This is a genomic window from Serratia sp. CY55921 (genome assembly GCF_052167655.1).
Taxonomy (GTDB): domain Bacteria; phylum Pseudomonadota; class Gammaproteobacteria; order Enterobacterales; family Enterobacteriaceae; genus Serratia; species Serratia ureilytica.
Window position 1 is genome coordinate 2613202 of the sequence record NZ_JBJNMU010000001.1, and the last position, 13961, is coordinate 2627162.

Sequence of the window (13961 nt, forward strand, 5' to 3'; positions counted from 1 at the left end):
CGCGAAATCAGAAAGTGAGCACTTTCTCCGCCGCCAGCGTCCACTGCGCCAGTTCGACCAGCGTGCCGATCTCCACGCCGTCCGCCAGCGGCAAGCGGCTGACGCCGCGCGCGTCGGCGCAGGTCTTGCACAGCTTGACCGGCACCTGCTGCGCGGTGAGGATCTCCAGCATCTGCTGCAGATGGTATCCTTCGTGCGGCTGCTGTCCTGCCAGCCCGGCCACCACCGCGTCGGACATCAGAAACAGCCGCAGGTCGAGACTGCTTTGCTGCTCTTTCAGCGCGATGGCCAACCGCAGCGCATTGAACAAGGATTCATGGCCATAGGCGGCGCCGTTGGCGATGAGAACAACTGATGACATGAAATCTCTCCTTATAAAGGAAGGCGGTCGACGTCGGGGTTGAGGCGCAAGGTGGGGCAAAACTGCAGCATCTCCAAAAACGCATCGACCAGCGCTTCGGCTTCGGCCCGCAGATCGAAACTTTCCGGCATAAACAGCCAGTTTTCCATCAGGCCGGTGATATAACCGCGCAGGATGATCGCCGCACGGCGGGTATGCAAATCGGCGGGCAATTGCTCGTGGTGAATGCAGTTATACAGCACCGCTTCGATGCGTTCGTAGCCGGCGAGGTACAGCACCTTGCGCGAATCCAGCAGCGGCATCATTTCACCGACAAACTCGCATTTGTGGAATATAATCTCCATCAACGCCCGCCTGCGGCCGTCTTCAACCGTAGACGTCAGAATGTAAATCAGAATTTCCCGGATAACCCGCAGTGGATTATCGGGAAACTTTGCCTGATACTCTGTTTCGAGCTGGTCAATTTTCGGCTCGGTAGATTCCCAAACTTCATTAAACAGGTCTACCTTATTTTTGAAGTGCCAGTAAATGGCTCCACGCGTAACCCCGGCAGCGGTGGCAATATCTGTCAGTGACGTTGCAGCAACGCCACGTTCAGAGAACTCTCTCACCGCAGCATCGAGGATTTGCTGTCGGGTTTCTTGCGCCTGCTGTTTGGTTTTTCGTGCCATGGCATTGTTATTTAGGGGGAGTGTGATTTACATACATTCGCGAATGTATGTACCATAGCACGCACATATAATTAACGCAGCAATGGGTTTTAAAGCTTGTGATCCATTGATCATTTTGAAATCGGACACTTGAGGTTTTTCTATGAACAAAAACAGAGGGTTAACGCCTCTGGCGGCCGTTCTGATGCTTTCAGGCAGCTTAGTGCTAACAGGATGTAACGATAAAGAAACCCAACAGCAAGGCGCCCAACAGCAGGCTCCTGAAGTGGGCGTAGTCACTTTGAAGGCCGAGCCTCTCAATATCACTACCGATCTTCCTGGCCGCACCGCTGCGTATCGCATCGCCGAAGTTCGCCCTCAGGTCAGCGGCATCATCCTGAAGCGTAACTTCGTTGAAGGCAGCGATATCAAGGCCGGGACGTCTCTGTACCAAATCGATCCCGCGACCTATCAGGCCAGCTACGACAGCGCGAAAGGCGATTTGGCCAAAGCGCAGGCCAGCGCTTCCATCGCGCGCGTGACGGTAAACCGCTACAAGCCATTGCTGGGCACCAGCTACATCAGCAAGCAGGACTACGACAACGCCGTGTCCACGCTGCAGCAAGCGGATGCCGCCGTGGTGGCCGCCAAGGCCGCCGTGGAAACCGCGCGCATCAACCTGGCGTACACCAAGGTGACCTCTCCGATCTCCGGCCGCATCGGCAAATCTGCCGTGACCGAAGGCGCGCTGGTCAGCAACGGCCAGGCAACCGCCCTGTCCACCGTGCAGCAGCTGGATCCGATGTATGTCGACGTCACCCAGTCGAGCACCGACTTCCTGCGCCTGAAGCAAGAACTGGCCAGCGGCGCGCTGAAGCAGGAAAACGGCAAGGCCAAAGTGAAACTGATGCTGGAAAACGGCACCGAATACGCGCAGGAAGGCACGCTGGAGTTCTCCGACGTCACCGTCGATGAGACCACCGGCTCCATCACCATTCGCGCCCTGTTCCCTAACCCGAACGATACGCTGTTGCCTGGCATGTTCGTGCGCGCCCGTCTGGACGAAGGCGTACGCAGCGATGCGTTGCTGGTGCCTCAACAGGGCGTCACCCGCAACCCGCGCGGCGACGCGACGGCGTTGGTGGTAGGGGCAGACAACAAAGTTGAGCTGCGCACGCTGAAGGCGGACCAGGCGATTGGCGACAAATGGCTGGTTACCGATGGCCTGAAAGCCGGCGATCGCGTCATCGTCACCGGCCTGATGAAAGTGCATCCGGGCGCGCAGGTAAAAGTGCAGGAAGTTGACACTCAGGCGCAAAAACAGCCGCAGTCTGAAGCGCAGAAGTCATAAAAAGGAGCCTGTAATACATGGCTAAGTTCTTTATAGACCGCCCAATTTTCGCCTGGGTAATCGCCATCATCGTCATGTTGGCGGGGGTGCTTGCAATAATGAAACTGCCAATCGCGCAGTATCCCACTATTGCACCACCGGCGGTGAGTATTTCCGCCAACTACCCGGGCGCAGATGCCAAAACGGTGCAGGATACCGTCACACAGATTATCGAACAGAACATGAACGGTATCGATAACCTGATGTACATGTCCTCCACCAGTGATTCCTCTGGTAGCGTCACCATTACCCTGACGTTTGAGTCCGGCACCGATCCTGACATCGCGCAGGTTCAGGTCCAGAACAAACTGTCGTTGGCCACCCCGCTGCTGCCGCAAGAAGTTCAGCAGCAGGGCCTGAAAGTAGAAAAATCCAGCAGCAGCTTCCTGATGGTGGCCGGCTTCGTTTCCGACGATCCGAACATGACTCAGGACGATATTGCGGACTACGTGGCGTCCAACATCAAGGACCCGATCAGCCGTTCGTCCGGCGTGGGTGAAGTGCAGCTGTTCGGTGCCCAGTACGCGATGCGCATTTGGCTGGATCCGAACAAGCTGAACAACTACCAGCTGACGACCACGGATGTGACCTCCGCCATCACCGAGCAGAACAACCAGATCGCCGCAGGCCAGCTGGGCGGCCTGCCGCCGGTGCCGGGGCAGCAGTTGAACGCCTCGATCATCGCGCAGACCCGTCTGACTTCGCCGGAAGAGTTCGGCAAGATCCTGCTGAAGGTCAATACCGACGGTTCCCAGGTGCGCCTGCGCGACGTCGCTCACATCGAGCGCGGCGCGGAAAGCTATGCCGTTACCGCGCGTTATAACGGCAAGCCTGCCGCCGGCCTGGGTATCAAACTGGCGACCGGCGCCAACGCCTTGAACACCGCCAAAGGTGTGAAAGACGAGCTGGCCAAGATGGCGCCATTCTTCCCGCAAGGGATGAAAGTGGTTTATCCGTACGACACCACCCCATTCGTTAAGATCTCCATCAACGAAGTGGTGAAAACGCTGATCGAAGCCATCATCCTGGTATTCCTGGTGATGTATCTGTTCCTGCAGAACTTCCGCGCGACGCTGATCCCAACCATCGCGGTGCCGGTGGTGTTGCTGGGGACCTTTGCGATACTCGCGGCGTTCGGCTTCTCGATAAACACCCTGACGATGTTCGGCATGGTGTTGGCGATCGGCCTGCTGGTGGATGATGCCATCGTGGTGGTGGAAAACGTCGAGCGCGTCATGTCCGAAGAGGGGCTGCCGCCGAAAGAAGCTACCCGTAAATCGATGGGCCAGATCCAGGGCGCGCTGGTGGGTATCGCCATGGTGCTGTCGGCGGTATTCGTGCCGATGGCGTTCTTCGGCGGTTCAACCGGCGCCATCTATCGTCAGTTCTCGATCACCATCGTGTCCGCGATGGCGCTGTCGGTGCTGGTGGCCTTGATCCTGACACCGGCGCTGTGCGCCACCCTGCTCAAACCGATCCCGAAAGGCGATCACGGGGTTAAAACGGGCTTCTTCGGCTGGTTTAACCGCATGTTCGAGAAGAGCACGCATCACTATACCGACAGCGTGGGCAACATTCTGCGCAGCACCGGCCGCTACCTGATCATCTACCTGCTGATCGTGGTTGGCATGGGCCTGCTGTTCCTGCGTCTTCCTTCTTCGTTCCTGCCGGACGAAGATCAGGGCATCCTGTTGACCATGGTGCAGTTGCCTGCCGGCGCCACCGAATCCCGCACCAACAAGGTGTTGGAAGAAGTCTCCGACTACTTCCTGAACAAGGAAAAGGACAACGTGGTTTCGGTGTTTACCGTCGCGGGCTTCGGCTTCAACGGTAACGGCCAGAACAACGGCCTGGCATTCGTCAGCCTGAAAGACTGGGGTGAGCGTCCAGGGGCCGGGAACAAGGTGGAAGCGATCGCGGGTCGCGCCATGGGCGCCTTCTCGCAGATTAAAGAAGGCCTGGTGTTCCCGTTCAACCTGCCGGCGATCATCGAACTCGGTACCGCAACCGGCTTCGACTTCGAGCTGATTGACCAGGGCGGCCTGGGGCACGAAAAACTGACCGAAGCGCGTAACCAGCTGTTGGGCATGGTTGCTCAGCATCCGGACGTGCTGGTGGGCGTGCGCCCGAACGGCCTGGAAGATACGCCGCAGTTCAAACTGATCGTCGATCAGGAGAAAGCCAAGGCGCTGGGCGTGAGCATCACCACCATCAACAGCACGCTGAGCACCGCACTGGGCGGTTCGTACGTCAACGACTTCATCGACCGCGGTCGTGTGAAGAAGGTGTATGTACAGGCAGACGCGCCGTTCCGTATGCTGCCGGAAGACATCAACAAATGGTACGTGCGCGGTACCAGCGGCCAGATGGTGCCATTCTCCGCCTTCTCTTCGGCGAAATGGGAATACGGCTCACCGCGTCTGGAACGCTATAACGGCTTGCCGTCGATGGAAATTCTGGGCCAGGCTGCACCGGGCAAGAGTACCGGTGAAGCGATGAACCTGATGGAACAGCTGGCGTCCAAACTGCCAAGCGGCATCGGTTACGACTGGACCGGCATGTCCTATCAGGAACGTCTGTCGGGCAACCAGGCGCCGGCGCTGTACGCCATCTCGATTCTGGTGGTGTTCCTGTGTCTGGCGGCGCTGTATGAAAGCTGGTCCGTACCGTTCTCGGTCATGCTGGTATTGCCGCTGGGGGTTATCGGTGCGTTGTTGGCCGCGACGATGCGCGGCATGAATAACGACGTGTACTTCCAGGTGGGGCTGTTGACCACCATCGGTCTATCGGCGAAGAACGCCATCCTGATCGTGGAATTCGCCAAGGATCTGATGGAGAAAGAAGGCAAAGGTCTGATCGAAGCGACGTTGGAAGCGGTGCGTATGCGTCTGCGTCCAATTCTGATGACGTCCCTGGCCTTCATCCTCGGGGTTCTGCCGCTGGTTATCAGCAGCGGCGCAGGCTCCGGCGCACAGAACGCGGTAGGTACCGGCGTAATGGGCGGGATGATCACCGCGACCGTATTGGCGATCTTCTTCGTACCGGTGTTCTTCGTGGTGGTTCGCCGCCGCTTCAGCAAGAAGAACGAAGACCTGGAACACAGCCACCCGGTAGAGCATCACTGATCGTTCAGTGAAGAGATTTCTACCCGATAATCGAAAAGGCCGCGCATGCGGCCTTTTTCTTTTGCTTCAGTTGCTTAATGCAAACCGTTCTCATTAATTCACTCGTGTGTGCAATTTACGCTTGATCGTGATGCCCGGTCGGCGCATAATTGTTGTTATAGTATAACATTGCACGAGAGAGCCATTATGAAACCCGGCATCCATCCCGATTATCGCACCGTGGTGTTCCACGATGTCAGCGCCAACGCCTACTTCAAAGTGGGATCGACCATCAAAACCGATCGCACAATCGAGCTGGACGGCGAAAGCTGGCCGTATGTCACCCTCGACGTCTCTTCCGCTTCGCATCCGTATTACACCGGCAAGCAGAAAGACTATTCCAAAGAAGGCAGCACGGCGCGCTTCCAGCAGCGCTTTGGCCGCTTTATCGGCAATAAGTAACAAGGAACCCCCATGCAGGTATTGAGTTCATTGCGTTCGGCGAAAAATCGCCACCCGGATTGCAAAGTCGTGCGTCGTCGTGGCCGCATCTATGTGATCTGTAAAAGCAATCCGCGATTCAAAGCGGTACAGGGACGTAAGAAAAAGCGTTAACTCCAAAGTGCCATCTGTCGCAAAGCCCCGTTGCTGCTCAACGGGGCTTTTTTTATGGCGAGAAAGTGCCTACAAGCTGCCCCCGCCGGCAAGCGGGGGCGGAGATTACTTCATGCTGCTCAGCAGCGCGTCGACATTGTGCTTGAACGCCTGCTCATAGGTGGCCGCCGGGCCGCCCACGCGCGAGAGCGCTTCAGGGTACAGCTCGCCGCCCGCCTTGGCGCCGGTGGCGGCGGCAATCTGTTTCACCAGCCGCGGATCGGTCTGGTTTTCGATAAAGTAAGCGTTAACTTTTTCCTGTTTGATTTGTTTGATCAGGCCGGCCACATCGCTGGCGCTGGCTTCGGCCTCGGTGGAAAATCCGACCGGCGCAAGGAAGGTGACGCCATACTCTTGCCCAAAGTAACCAAAGGCATCATGGCTGGTGAGCACCTTACGTTTCTGCGGCGGCACAGCGGCGAACTGGGTTTTGGCCCACAGATCCAGCTTTTGCAACTGCTGAATGTATTCGGCGCCGCGCTGGCGAAAATAGTTGGCATCCTCGGGATCGGCGGCGATCAGGGCGTTCATCACGTTGGTGGCGTACTGCACGCCGTTTTTCATGCTGTTCCAGGCGTGGGGATCGGTAATCGGTTTGCCGTCCTCCTCCATCTGGCGGGTGTTGATCCCCTGTGAAGCGGTGATCACCTGCCCTTTATAACCCGAAGCGCTGACCAGGCGATCGATCCACCCTTCCAGCCCCAGGCCGCTGACGAACACCACATCAGCCTGAGCCAGCTTCTTGCCGTCCTGCGGCGAAGGCTCGAAACTGTGCGGATCGCCATCCGGCCCCACCAGCGTGCTAACCTTGACGTGATCGCCTCCCACCTGTTTGACGATATCGCCCAGAATGGAAAAGCTGGCGACGGCGTCGACGGTCTTCGCCATCGCCAATGGGCTGGCCAGCAGAGCAGCAACCGCCAGCGATATAGGTAAACGTTTCATACTTTCTCCTTGCAAAGGGCACTTCTCAACGGCGCGCGAAGGCGCAAATGCCTCCGCGCGTTCCAAACAGGATCGAGACGAAAAAGATGACGCTGGCGCTGAGCACGATCGCCGGGCCGGCAGGCAATGACGCATAATAGGACCACACCAGCCCAATCAGGCTGGACAGCGCGCCGATGCCCATCGCCACCGCCAGCGTCTGCGGCAGATTGCGCGCCCAGAAGCGCGCGCTGGCGGCGGGCAGCATCATCAGCCCCACCGACATCAGGGTGCCGAGGATCTGGAATCCCGCCACCAGATTGACCACCACCAGCGCCAGAAACAGGCCGTGGATCAGCGCCAACCGGCGTGGCGCGTTGACGCGCAGAAAAGTCACATCGAAAGATTCGATCACTAACGCGCGGTACAGCGCCGCCAGCGCCAGCAGCGACACCGTGGCGATCGCACCGACCATCAGCATCGCCTGCGCATCCACCGCCAGAATCGAACCGAACAGCACGTGCAGCAGATCTACGCTGGAACCGCGCAGCGAGACCAGCGTGACCCCCAGCGCCAGTGAGCCCAGATAGAATCCTGCGAAGCTGGCATCTTCTTTTAACGGCGTGCGGCGGCTCACCAGGCCGGACAGCATCGCCACCGCCAACCCGGCGATAAAGCCGCCCACCCCCATCGCCACCAGCGACATGCCGGAAATCAGATAACCGATTGCCGCGCCGGGCAACACCGCGTGGGACAACGCATCCCCCACCAGGCTCATGCGGCGCAGCAACAGAAACACCCCCAGCGGGGCGGCGCTGAGCGACAGCGCCAGACACGCCATCAATGCGCGTCGCATAAAACCGAAAGAGAGAAAAGGGTCGATAAGCCCATGCAACAGCATCATGGCGCCACCACCCGCAGGCCCGGCTGCCGTTCGGCGGCGAGATACCGCGGCACCTGTTCCAGCACGCGCTCGGCCGCGCCCCAATGACACGCCTGCGGGGTCAGCAACAGCACCTGCGGAAAATGCTCGGCGACCATCGACATGTCATGCAGGACGGCGATCACCGTTCTCCCCTGCTGGTGCAGCTGCGCGATCACCTGCAGCAGGATCTGCGTAGTGGCGCTGTCGATGCCGGTGAAGGGTTCATCCAGCAGGATCAACGGCGCCTGTTGGACCAGCAGGCGCGCAAACAGCACCCGCTGCAGCTGGCCGCCGGAGAGCTCGCCCACCGGACTGTGCGCCAGCGCGCTCATGCCGACGCTCGCCAGCGCCTCATTAACCTGGCTCGCCGCACGCTGATTCATACCGCCGAACATGCCGCTTTGCGGCCAACATCCCATCGCCACCAGATCGCTCACCGCGATCGGGAATTGCCGATCCAGCTCCGCCTGCTGCGGTAAATAAGCCTTGCGCGGCGGCTTTTCACCGCTAAAGTCCAGGCGACCCGCCACAGGCGGCAACAAACCGGCGAGCGTTTTCAGCAACGTCGATTTCCCTGCCCCGTTGACGCCCACCACCGCGGTTAACGAACCGGCGCTAAACTGCCCGCTCAGCGGCGGGAAAAGCGGCGTGGCGCCATAGCCTATCGCCAGCTGACGTAATGAAATCATGGCAGCGACACCGCCCAAAAAATGCCGAGCCACAGCAGAGTCAACAAAACGATAGCGCCCACACAGCGCACGGCCGCGGAGGTGGTGAACAACGAATTCAGCGACGACGCGGCGTCATTTTGCGAAGTGGAAATCAAGGGAATAACCAAAGCAGCAGATTTATAGTTACAATATAACATCACAATAAATGGTATGTCTCAAGCGTTGCCGGACTCATTAATGCAACGGAACGTAACAGCTCGTCGCGCAGCAGGTCCCTCCCCCCTCGCCCCCTTATCAAACTCAGGGATATTCCCGTTCGGCAAAAATGTTGGCGGAAGGTAAAAAAACAGCGGTAAATCGAAAAATTTACCGGCGCGAGTGGAAAAGGAGTAAGATGAGCAGATAACATTGTTGTTGGCCGAGATTAATGTTTGTTACCCTTGCCTGTAACCTGGACGTCAACGCACTTTCTGTTAAAAAATTAAAGAAAGTGATTAATGACAATATTGCGGAGTTAGTGCCGTCGCTGACCAGCGGACTCAGTTTTTATTCTGAAAGCGCACGCTATGCCGAAGATTCATTAGAAATACTTGATATAGTGCAACAAGGTGACAGCGATTATTCAATGAGTTATCGCTATAAGTGGGGCATTTTTAATGCTTGCCTGGATATCAACAGCGAAGACACGATCAGCGATAGCGTCCGGTTCCGTGTGGCGCAACGGGGTTTAATCTTCGACATCATTGATAACTCACGCCCATCAACCGCGGATGAATTGTAAGTTTACGTAATAACTGCAGGCCAAACGCGAAAAAATGATTTATATTCATTTTACGGGAAGTTTATTTAACCACCGTTAAGCTGCCTCCGTTCATGATGTAAATCAGCTTACTCACATAGTGTTATCAACACCGCCATTAAGACTTACGGAGGGGATGATATGGATGAGTATTCGCCTAAGCGACACGACATTGCTCAACTCAAATTCTTGTGCGAAAATTTGTATGATGAAGGTATCGCCACCCTGGGAGACAGCCACCACGGGTGGGTCAACGATCCGACATCCTCCGTCAACCTTCAGCTTAATGAGTTGATCGAACATATCGCTTCGTTTGTGATGAGTTATAAAATTAAATACATGGACGAATCCGATTTGTCGGAGTTAGTCGAGGAATATCTCGACGATACCTATACGCTGTTCAGCAGCTACGGTATCAATGATTCCGACCTGCGCCGCTGGCAAAAAACCAAGGCGAGATTATTCAGAATGTTCTCAGGAGAGGACATCTGTACGACAATGAAAACTTAGGGGATAATTATTCCCGAGCTATTTTACGGTTATTAAACTAAAAGGCCACCATGACTAAAACCGACTATCTGATGCGTTTACGTAAATGCACCACGATTGATACTCTCGAACGTGTTATTGAAAAAAATAAGTACGAGCTTTCCGATGATGAACTGGAGCTGTTTTACTCAGCCGCCGATCATCGTTTGGCGGAGCTGACCATGAACAAGCTGTATGACAAAATCCCCACCTCCGTTTGGAAATATGTCAGATAATCAGCCCCCAACGCGTTGAGCCGATGCTTTTATCGGCTTCAATGTTCAAGTTGAATAGGTCATTTTCCTATTGACAACGGAATGTTAATTACACTCATCTTTGCCGTTAATAATAAATAGCAACAATTCTCGGTTAATGCCCGGGGTATTACGCCTTAACGCTATTCACGCGTGAAGACACTCGCCTCACATTGCCTGTGTGGTGCAAATCGCGGCGAATATCCCTGAGGCCATCGCTGCCACGCCGCCGCGCCGGGCGGCGTGATCCATCACCGCCAGGCTCAGAGCATGCGGCGCAAAATCGCCCGCCGGGCGAAACAGTGATGCTTAATCACCGCCGCGATGTGCAGCACAATCATGGCCGACAGCGCGATGCATGAATAACGGTGCACGGCGAAAAAGAAACGATTAACCTCAAGATTCGCAATCGGACGGGGAAAATCGATTGCGCCGAAAACCGCAAAGCCGTGCTCCAGCATGAGAAATCCGCTCAGCAACACCACGAAAATCAGCAGGTAGAATATTTCGTGCAGCAAATGCACCAACCCCTTCTCGCGCCCTTGCAGCATATCGCCATAAGGCACTTTAGGCCGGAAAAAACGCCAGATAAAGCGCGCCGCCATCAGCGGTGTCAGCACCAAGGCCAACGACATATTGGTCACGGAGAAAAAGGCGAAGATGCGCGCATCCGTCATAAAATGCAGTGAATAACCCACGATCATGACGTAGATCATCACGGCGGCAATGCCCCAATGCAGTAACCGACTGAAAAGATCGTAACGGGCAGGTTCGTGTGACATAAAGCTCCTTTAAAAGCGGCCATCATTGGCCGCTTGACTATCCGATGCGCACTTACTTTTTCACGACCCAGGCGTCCTGCCAGTTGGATCCCACGCCCGGCTCAAACTGAGTCGCGCCGCTGTTCCACTGCATGCAGTAACCGCTGTAAGGGAAAGGTTTGCACTGATAAACCTTGCCGTCTTTCGGTTGCAGCACCGTGGTGCCGGCGGTGTATTTACTCAGCGCGTTCGGGAAGACGAAGTTGTAGTCGCCATTGCCGCCACCGCCGGTGGATTCAGCTTCCAGATTGAAGTTTTCGATATCCGGCTGAATGCTCTGCCCATTGTCGTTGCTGGCGATCACTTTCAGCATGTGATGGCCCTCGCTGACGTTGTTCAGCGCGACGGTCAGCGGCTGGCTGGCGTCTTCCAGCGTCTCTTTCACGTAGCCTTTTTCCGTCTGGCCGTGATCGTAAACGCGCGCTTCAACGGTCAATTTGCCTTTAACCTCGGCATTGAAGGTCAGCTGAGCTTTACCGTCCTTGATCTTGGTGCTGGACAGGTTGCCGATGCGGATCTCTTCGGTGATAGTCGGCGTTTCTTCCTCATAGGAGATCACCACGCTCTTCATCGTGCTGCCTTGTTTGGCAAAGACCGCATTATTGCCAAACACCGGATTGACGTTGCCTTTACCGTCTTTCACCCCGGCACGCACCGCTTTCTGTTCGGCGTTGATCTTGCTGGCCAGCGCGTGGCTCCAGCGGTTTTTGTCGGTCAGCGCCTCACTGTCGATCGCCAGCTCGGTTTTCATCGTCAGCACTTCACCGTCCGCATCGAAGAAGCGGGCGATCACCTTGTCGCCAACCTGCAGGTTTTTGCCGGTGAGAGAGCCTTGCAGCTGCTTGCGCCATTCGGACACGACGCCGTCGTCCTCGAAGTTGACGTCAACCACCTGATAGAAGCTGTTCACCGTGTCATTAATTTCCCACACGCCATAAATCACCTGATAGCCGGTTCTCTCCGGCACCACGCACTGGTGTACTTCGCGATCTTTTGGCGCCTGAGCATGGCCATCGACTTCACAGAACGGCTCTTTTTCGAAAGCCTCGCGCGACAGCGGCTTATTCACGTCCCAGTCTTGTTTGGTGATGTAATAACGCCAGTTATTGGTTTTGTGCTTGGCGGTGTGGTACCAGGTGAACGTCTGCGGTCCCGGCTTCATGGTGTTCAACGCCCAGACGTTGACGCCCTGACGATCCAGCGGCTCGAAACCGCCCACCCCGCCGCTGGCCAGCTGGCCGTCGCGCGGCGTCGCGCCGCCAGGGAAGCCGGAAACCTGCTCGACGCTCTGCGGTTCCCACTGCGCTCGGCCGCAGTCGGTGTTGCTGCCCAGCTTGCACTTGTAAGCGCGGCTCTCGGGCACTTCGATATAACCGTGCGACCAGGCGGCCGAGGAGGCAGTGAGCGCTGCCATCATCAGGGCGATTTTGGATAATTTCATTACGACTCCAGTTAAATTTATTGGATTCCAACTGAGTGAGAAGAAACTCAAAGAGATGCGGCGATACCGCGAGAGGAATAATAAGTAGAAGCCCTGAACGCCCGGCACTTAGAATGCATTAAAATAATAAAACCTAATGCCGTCAGAATATTAAACCGCATGATAAAGGGTTAAAATATTCCTGACCTCGTAAAGCGCCGCCATGCGGCGCAAGAAAATACCGACACCGCGCCACTTCCACAGGGAAAATAACGTGACATTGAAAAACATCGCCACGGCGTTCATGGCATGCCTGCTGTTATCCGGCTGTCAGCACGCCGCCAAATCGGCCCCTGACGCCGCCATCCAGCGCGACCAGCTGTCATCGCTGGTCGGCGCCGGCCAGTTTCTGAGAGAACGCTGCAACCGCGCCGATATCCCGGCCAACGACCCACTCGCGGCGGCGGCGTTGCAGGCGGCGGAGAGAAAAGGCTGGGCGCCGGCGCTTAATCGCACCCAGTTACTTGACGCAGGCAAAAACGTCGCCGCGCAGCTGGAGGCCGACGCCACGCCGTTGCAAGAGAAGTGCAGCGGACTCAACCGAACGCTGGCGCCGTTTTTAGCCCAGCTCCGTTAACCCGCCAGCGGTAGCGCAAGCCACTGGCAGGCTACCGCGCCGGCGCCCGCCACCGCCAAACCCGGGCCAAAAGGCAGGGGCTGCGCCCCATCGCCGCCGCGCCACACCCGCAGCAGCAGCCACAGCAGGCTGCCGGTGGCGGCAAACAGCAGAATCGACGGCAAAACGGCATAGCCGCCCCAGGCGCCGAGCGCCGCCAGCAGTTTAAAATCGCCGTATCCCAGCCCCTCGCGGCCGGTCGCGAGACGAAATCCCCAATACAGCAGCCACAGCGTCAAATACCCCGCCAGCGCGCCGATGACCGCCGTCGGCAAAAATGCCGGGTGCGCCAGGCAATGCCACAACAGCCCGGCCCACAGCAGCGACAGCGTCAGGCAATCCGGCAACAGCTGACGCTCGCTGTCGATCGCCGCCAAGGCCAGCAGCAATGCAGCAAACGCCAACATGAAAAACCAATCCACACCGATGCCGACGCGCCAGGCCAGCGTTATTCCCATTAGCATCAGCAATAGCTCCACCAGTGGATAACGGATGGAAATAGGCGTGCGACAATAACGACAGCGACCGCGCAACAGCAGCCAACTTAATAAAGGAATATTATCGAGCGCCGATATTTTCATTGTGCAACACAGGCAGAATGAACGCGGCAAAAAGAGATTAAATCGTTCGGCCTGCGCCATTTCCATTTCGCGCTCAAGCATGACAGGCAGCCGATAAACGACCACATTGATAAAACTGCCGATGCACAGGCTCAACACGGCGCTAAATAGCAGCCAGTGTTCATCGGCCACTGCGTTTATTGCGGATAGCATGGTTCTCTGGA

16 protein-coding genes are annotated in these 13961 nt (G+C 56.8%); 8 read left to right on the forward strand and 8 right to left on the reverse strand.

Features of this window, described 5'->3' with window-relative positions:
- Window positions 1–7: 7 nt before the first annotated feature.
- The gene (locus tag ACJ8M3_RS12685; RefSeq protein WP_042783805.1) at window positions 8–361 is read right to left on the reverse strand and encodes a DsrE/DsrF/TusD sulfur relay family protein; all 354 of its coding nucleotides are present in this window, start codon (window positions 359–361) and stop codon (window positions 8–10) included.
- Window positions 362–372: 11 nt separating this feature from the next.
- Window positions 373–1032 carry a multidrug efflux transporter transcriptional repressor AcrR gene (acrR, locus tag ACJ8M3_RS12690; RefSeq protein ID WP_033642109.1) on the reverse strand — a complete coding sequence of 220 codons (660 nt, stop codon included), beginning with the start codon at window positions 1030–1032 and terminating at the stop codon, window positions 373–375.
- A gap of 142 nt (window positions 1033–1174) precedes the next feature.
- Here acrR and sdeX point away from each other — a divergent pair, with 142 nt between their 5' ends.
- The 4 genes from sdeX to ykgO all read left to right on the forward strand — a co-directional run bounded on the left by sdeX (window position 1175) and on the right by ykgO (window position 6120).
- Window positions 1175–2362: a multidrug efflux RND transporter periplasmic adaptor subunit SdeX gene (gene sdeX, locus ACJ8M3_RS12695; protein WP_033642108.1), complete on the forward strand. Its 1188-nt coding sequence runs from the start codon at window positions 1175–1177 to the stop codon at window positions 2360–2362.
- 17 nt (window positions 2363–2379) lie between these two features.
- On the forward strand, window positions 2380–5526 hold the full coding sequence (gene sdeY / locus ACJ8M3_RS12700; protein WP_060659858.1) for a multidrug efflux RND transporter permease subunit SdeY: 3147 nt from the start codon (window positions 2380–2382) through the stop codon (window positions 5524–5526).
- 186 nt (window positions 5527–5712) lie between these two features.
- A complete protein-coding gene (locus ACJ8M3_RS12705; RefSeq protein ID WP_004940303.1) occupies window positions 5713–5967 on the forward strand; it encodes a type B 50S ribosomal protein L31 in 255 nt (84 codons plus the stop codon).
- Window positions 5968–5979: 12 nt separating this feature from the next.
- Complete coding sequence (gene ykgO, locus ACJ8M3_RS12710; protein WP_004940304.1) at window positions 5980–6120, forward strand: type B 50S ribosomal protein L36; 141 nt, start codon at window positions 5980–5982, stop codon at window positions 6118–6120.
- Window positions 6121–6225: 105 nt separating this feature from the next.
- On the opposite strand, the gene ACJ8M3_RS12715 is transcribed toward ykgO, so the two are convergent.
- The 3 genes from ACJ8M3_RS12715 to ACJ8M3_RS12725 are packed head-to-tail and all read right to left on the reverse strand — an operon-like array spanning window position 6226 to window position 8697.
- The gene (locus ACJ8M3_RS12715) at window positions 6226–7104 is read right to left on the reverse strand and encodes a metal ABC transporter substrate-binding protein (RefSeq protein ID WP_033642106.1); all 879 of its coding nucleotides are present in this window, start codon (window positions 7102–7104) and stop codon (window positions 6226–6228) included.
- Window positions 7105–7129: 25 nt separating this feature from the next.
- Window positions 7130–7987: a metal ABC transporter permease gene (locus ACJ8M3_RS12720; protein WP_047572431.1), complete on the reverse strand. Its 858-nt coding sequence runs from the start codon at window positions 7985–7987 to the stop codon at window positions 7130–7132.
- On the reverse strand, window positions 7984–8697 hold the full coding sequence (locus tag ACJ8M3_RS12725) for a metal ABC transporter ATP-binding protein (RefSeq protein ID WP_069100193.1): 714 nt from the start codon (window positions 8695–8697) through the stop codon (window positions 7984–7986). The genes ACJ8M3_RS12720 and ACJ8M3_RS12725 overlap by 4 nt, the downstream gene beginning before the upstream one ends.
- Window positions 8698–9106: 409 nt before the next feature.
- Here ACJ8M3_RS12725 and ACJ8M3_RS12730 point away from each other — a divergent pair, with 409 nt between their 5' ends.
- The 3 genes from ACJ8M3_RS12730 to ACJ8M3_RS12740 all read left to right on the forward strand — a co-directional run bounded on the left by ACJ8M3_RS12730 (window position 9107) and on the right by ACJ8M3_RS12740 (window position 10242).
- Window positions 9107–9460, forward strand: a complete 354-nt coding sequence (locus ACJ8M3_RS12730; protein ID WP_342184916.1) for a hypothetical protein — start codon at window positions 9107–9109, stop codon at window positions 9458–9460.
- A 159-nt stretch (window positions 9461–9619) separates the two neighbouring features.
- Window positions 9620–9988 carry an Hha toxicity modulator TomB gene (gene tomB, locus ACJ8M3_RS12735; protein WP_004940312.1) on the forward strand — a complete coding sequence of 123 codons (369 nt, stop codon included), beginning with the start codon at window positions 9620–9622 and terminating at the stop codon, window positions 9986–9988.
- A gap of 50 nt (window positions 9989–10038) precedes the next feature.
- Window positions 10039–10242 carry an HHA domain-containing protein gene (locus ACJ8M3_RS12740; protein ID WP_004940313.1) on the forward strand — a complete coding sequence of 68 codons (204 nt, stop codon included), beginning with the start codon at window positions 10039–10041 and terminating at the stop codon, window positions 10240–10242.
- Window positions 10243–10523: 281 nt separating this feature from the next.
- Here ACJ8M3_RS12740 and ACJ8M3_RS12745 read toward each other — a convergent pair whose 3' ends face one another.
- Together ACJ8M3_RS12745 and gbpA are read right to left on the reverse strand one after the other, a co-directional pair.
- Window positions 10524–11042, reverse strand: a complete 519-nt coding sequence (locus tag ACJ8M3_RS12745; RefSeq protein ID WP_033651103.1) for a cytochrome b — start codon at window positions 11040–11042, stop codon at window positions 10524–10526.
- 52 nt (window positions 11043–11094) lie between these two features.
- A complete protein-coding gene (gene gbpA, locus ACJ8M3_RS12750) occupies window positions 11095–12522 on the reverse strand; it encodes an N-acetylglucosamine-binding protein GbpA (RefSeq protein WP_046688371.1) in 1428 nt (475 codons plus the stop codon).
- 253 nt (window positions 12523–12775) lie between these two features.
- On the opposite strand from gbpA, the gene gspS reads away from it, so the two are divergent.
- Window positions 12776–13138: a type II secretion system pilot lipoprotein GspS gene (gene gspS, locus ACJ8M3_RS12755; RefSeq protein ID WP_033642100.1), complete on the forward strand. Its 363-nt coding sequence runs from the start codon at window positions 12776–12778 to the stop codon at window positions 13136–13138.
- Here gspS and ACJ8M3_RS12760 read toward each other — a convergent pair.
- Window positions 13135–13950, reverse strand: a complete 816-nt coding sequence (locus tag ACJ8M3_RS12760) for a prepilin peptidase (protein WP_089196657.1) — start codon at window positions 13948–13950, stop codon at window positions 13135–13137. The genes gspS and ACJ8M3_RS12760 overlap by 4 nt on opposite strands.
- Between the last annotated feature and the right edge of the window lie 11 nt (window positions 13951–13961).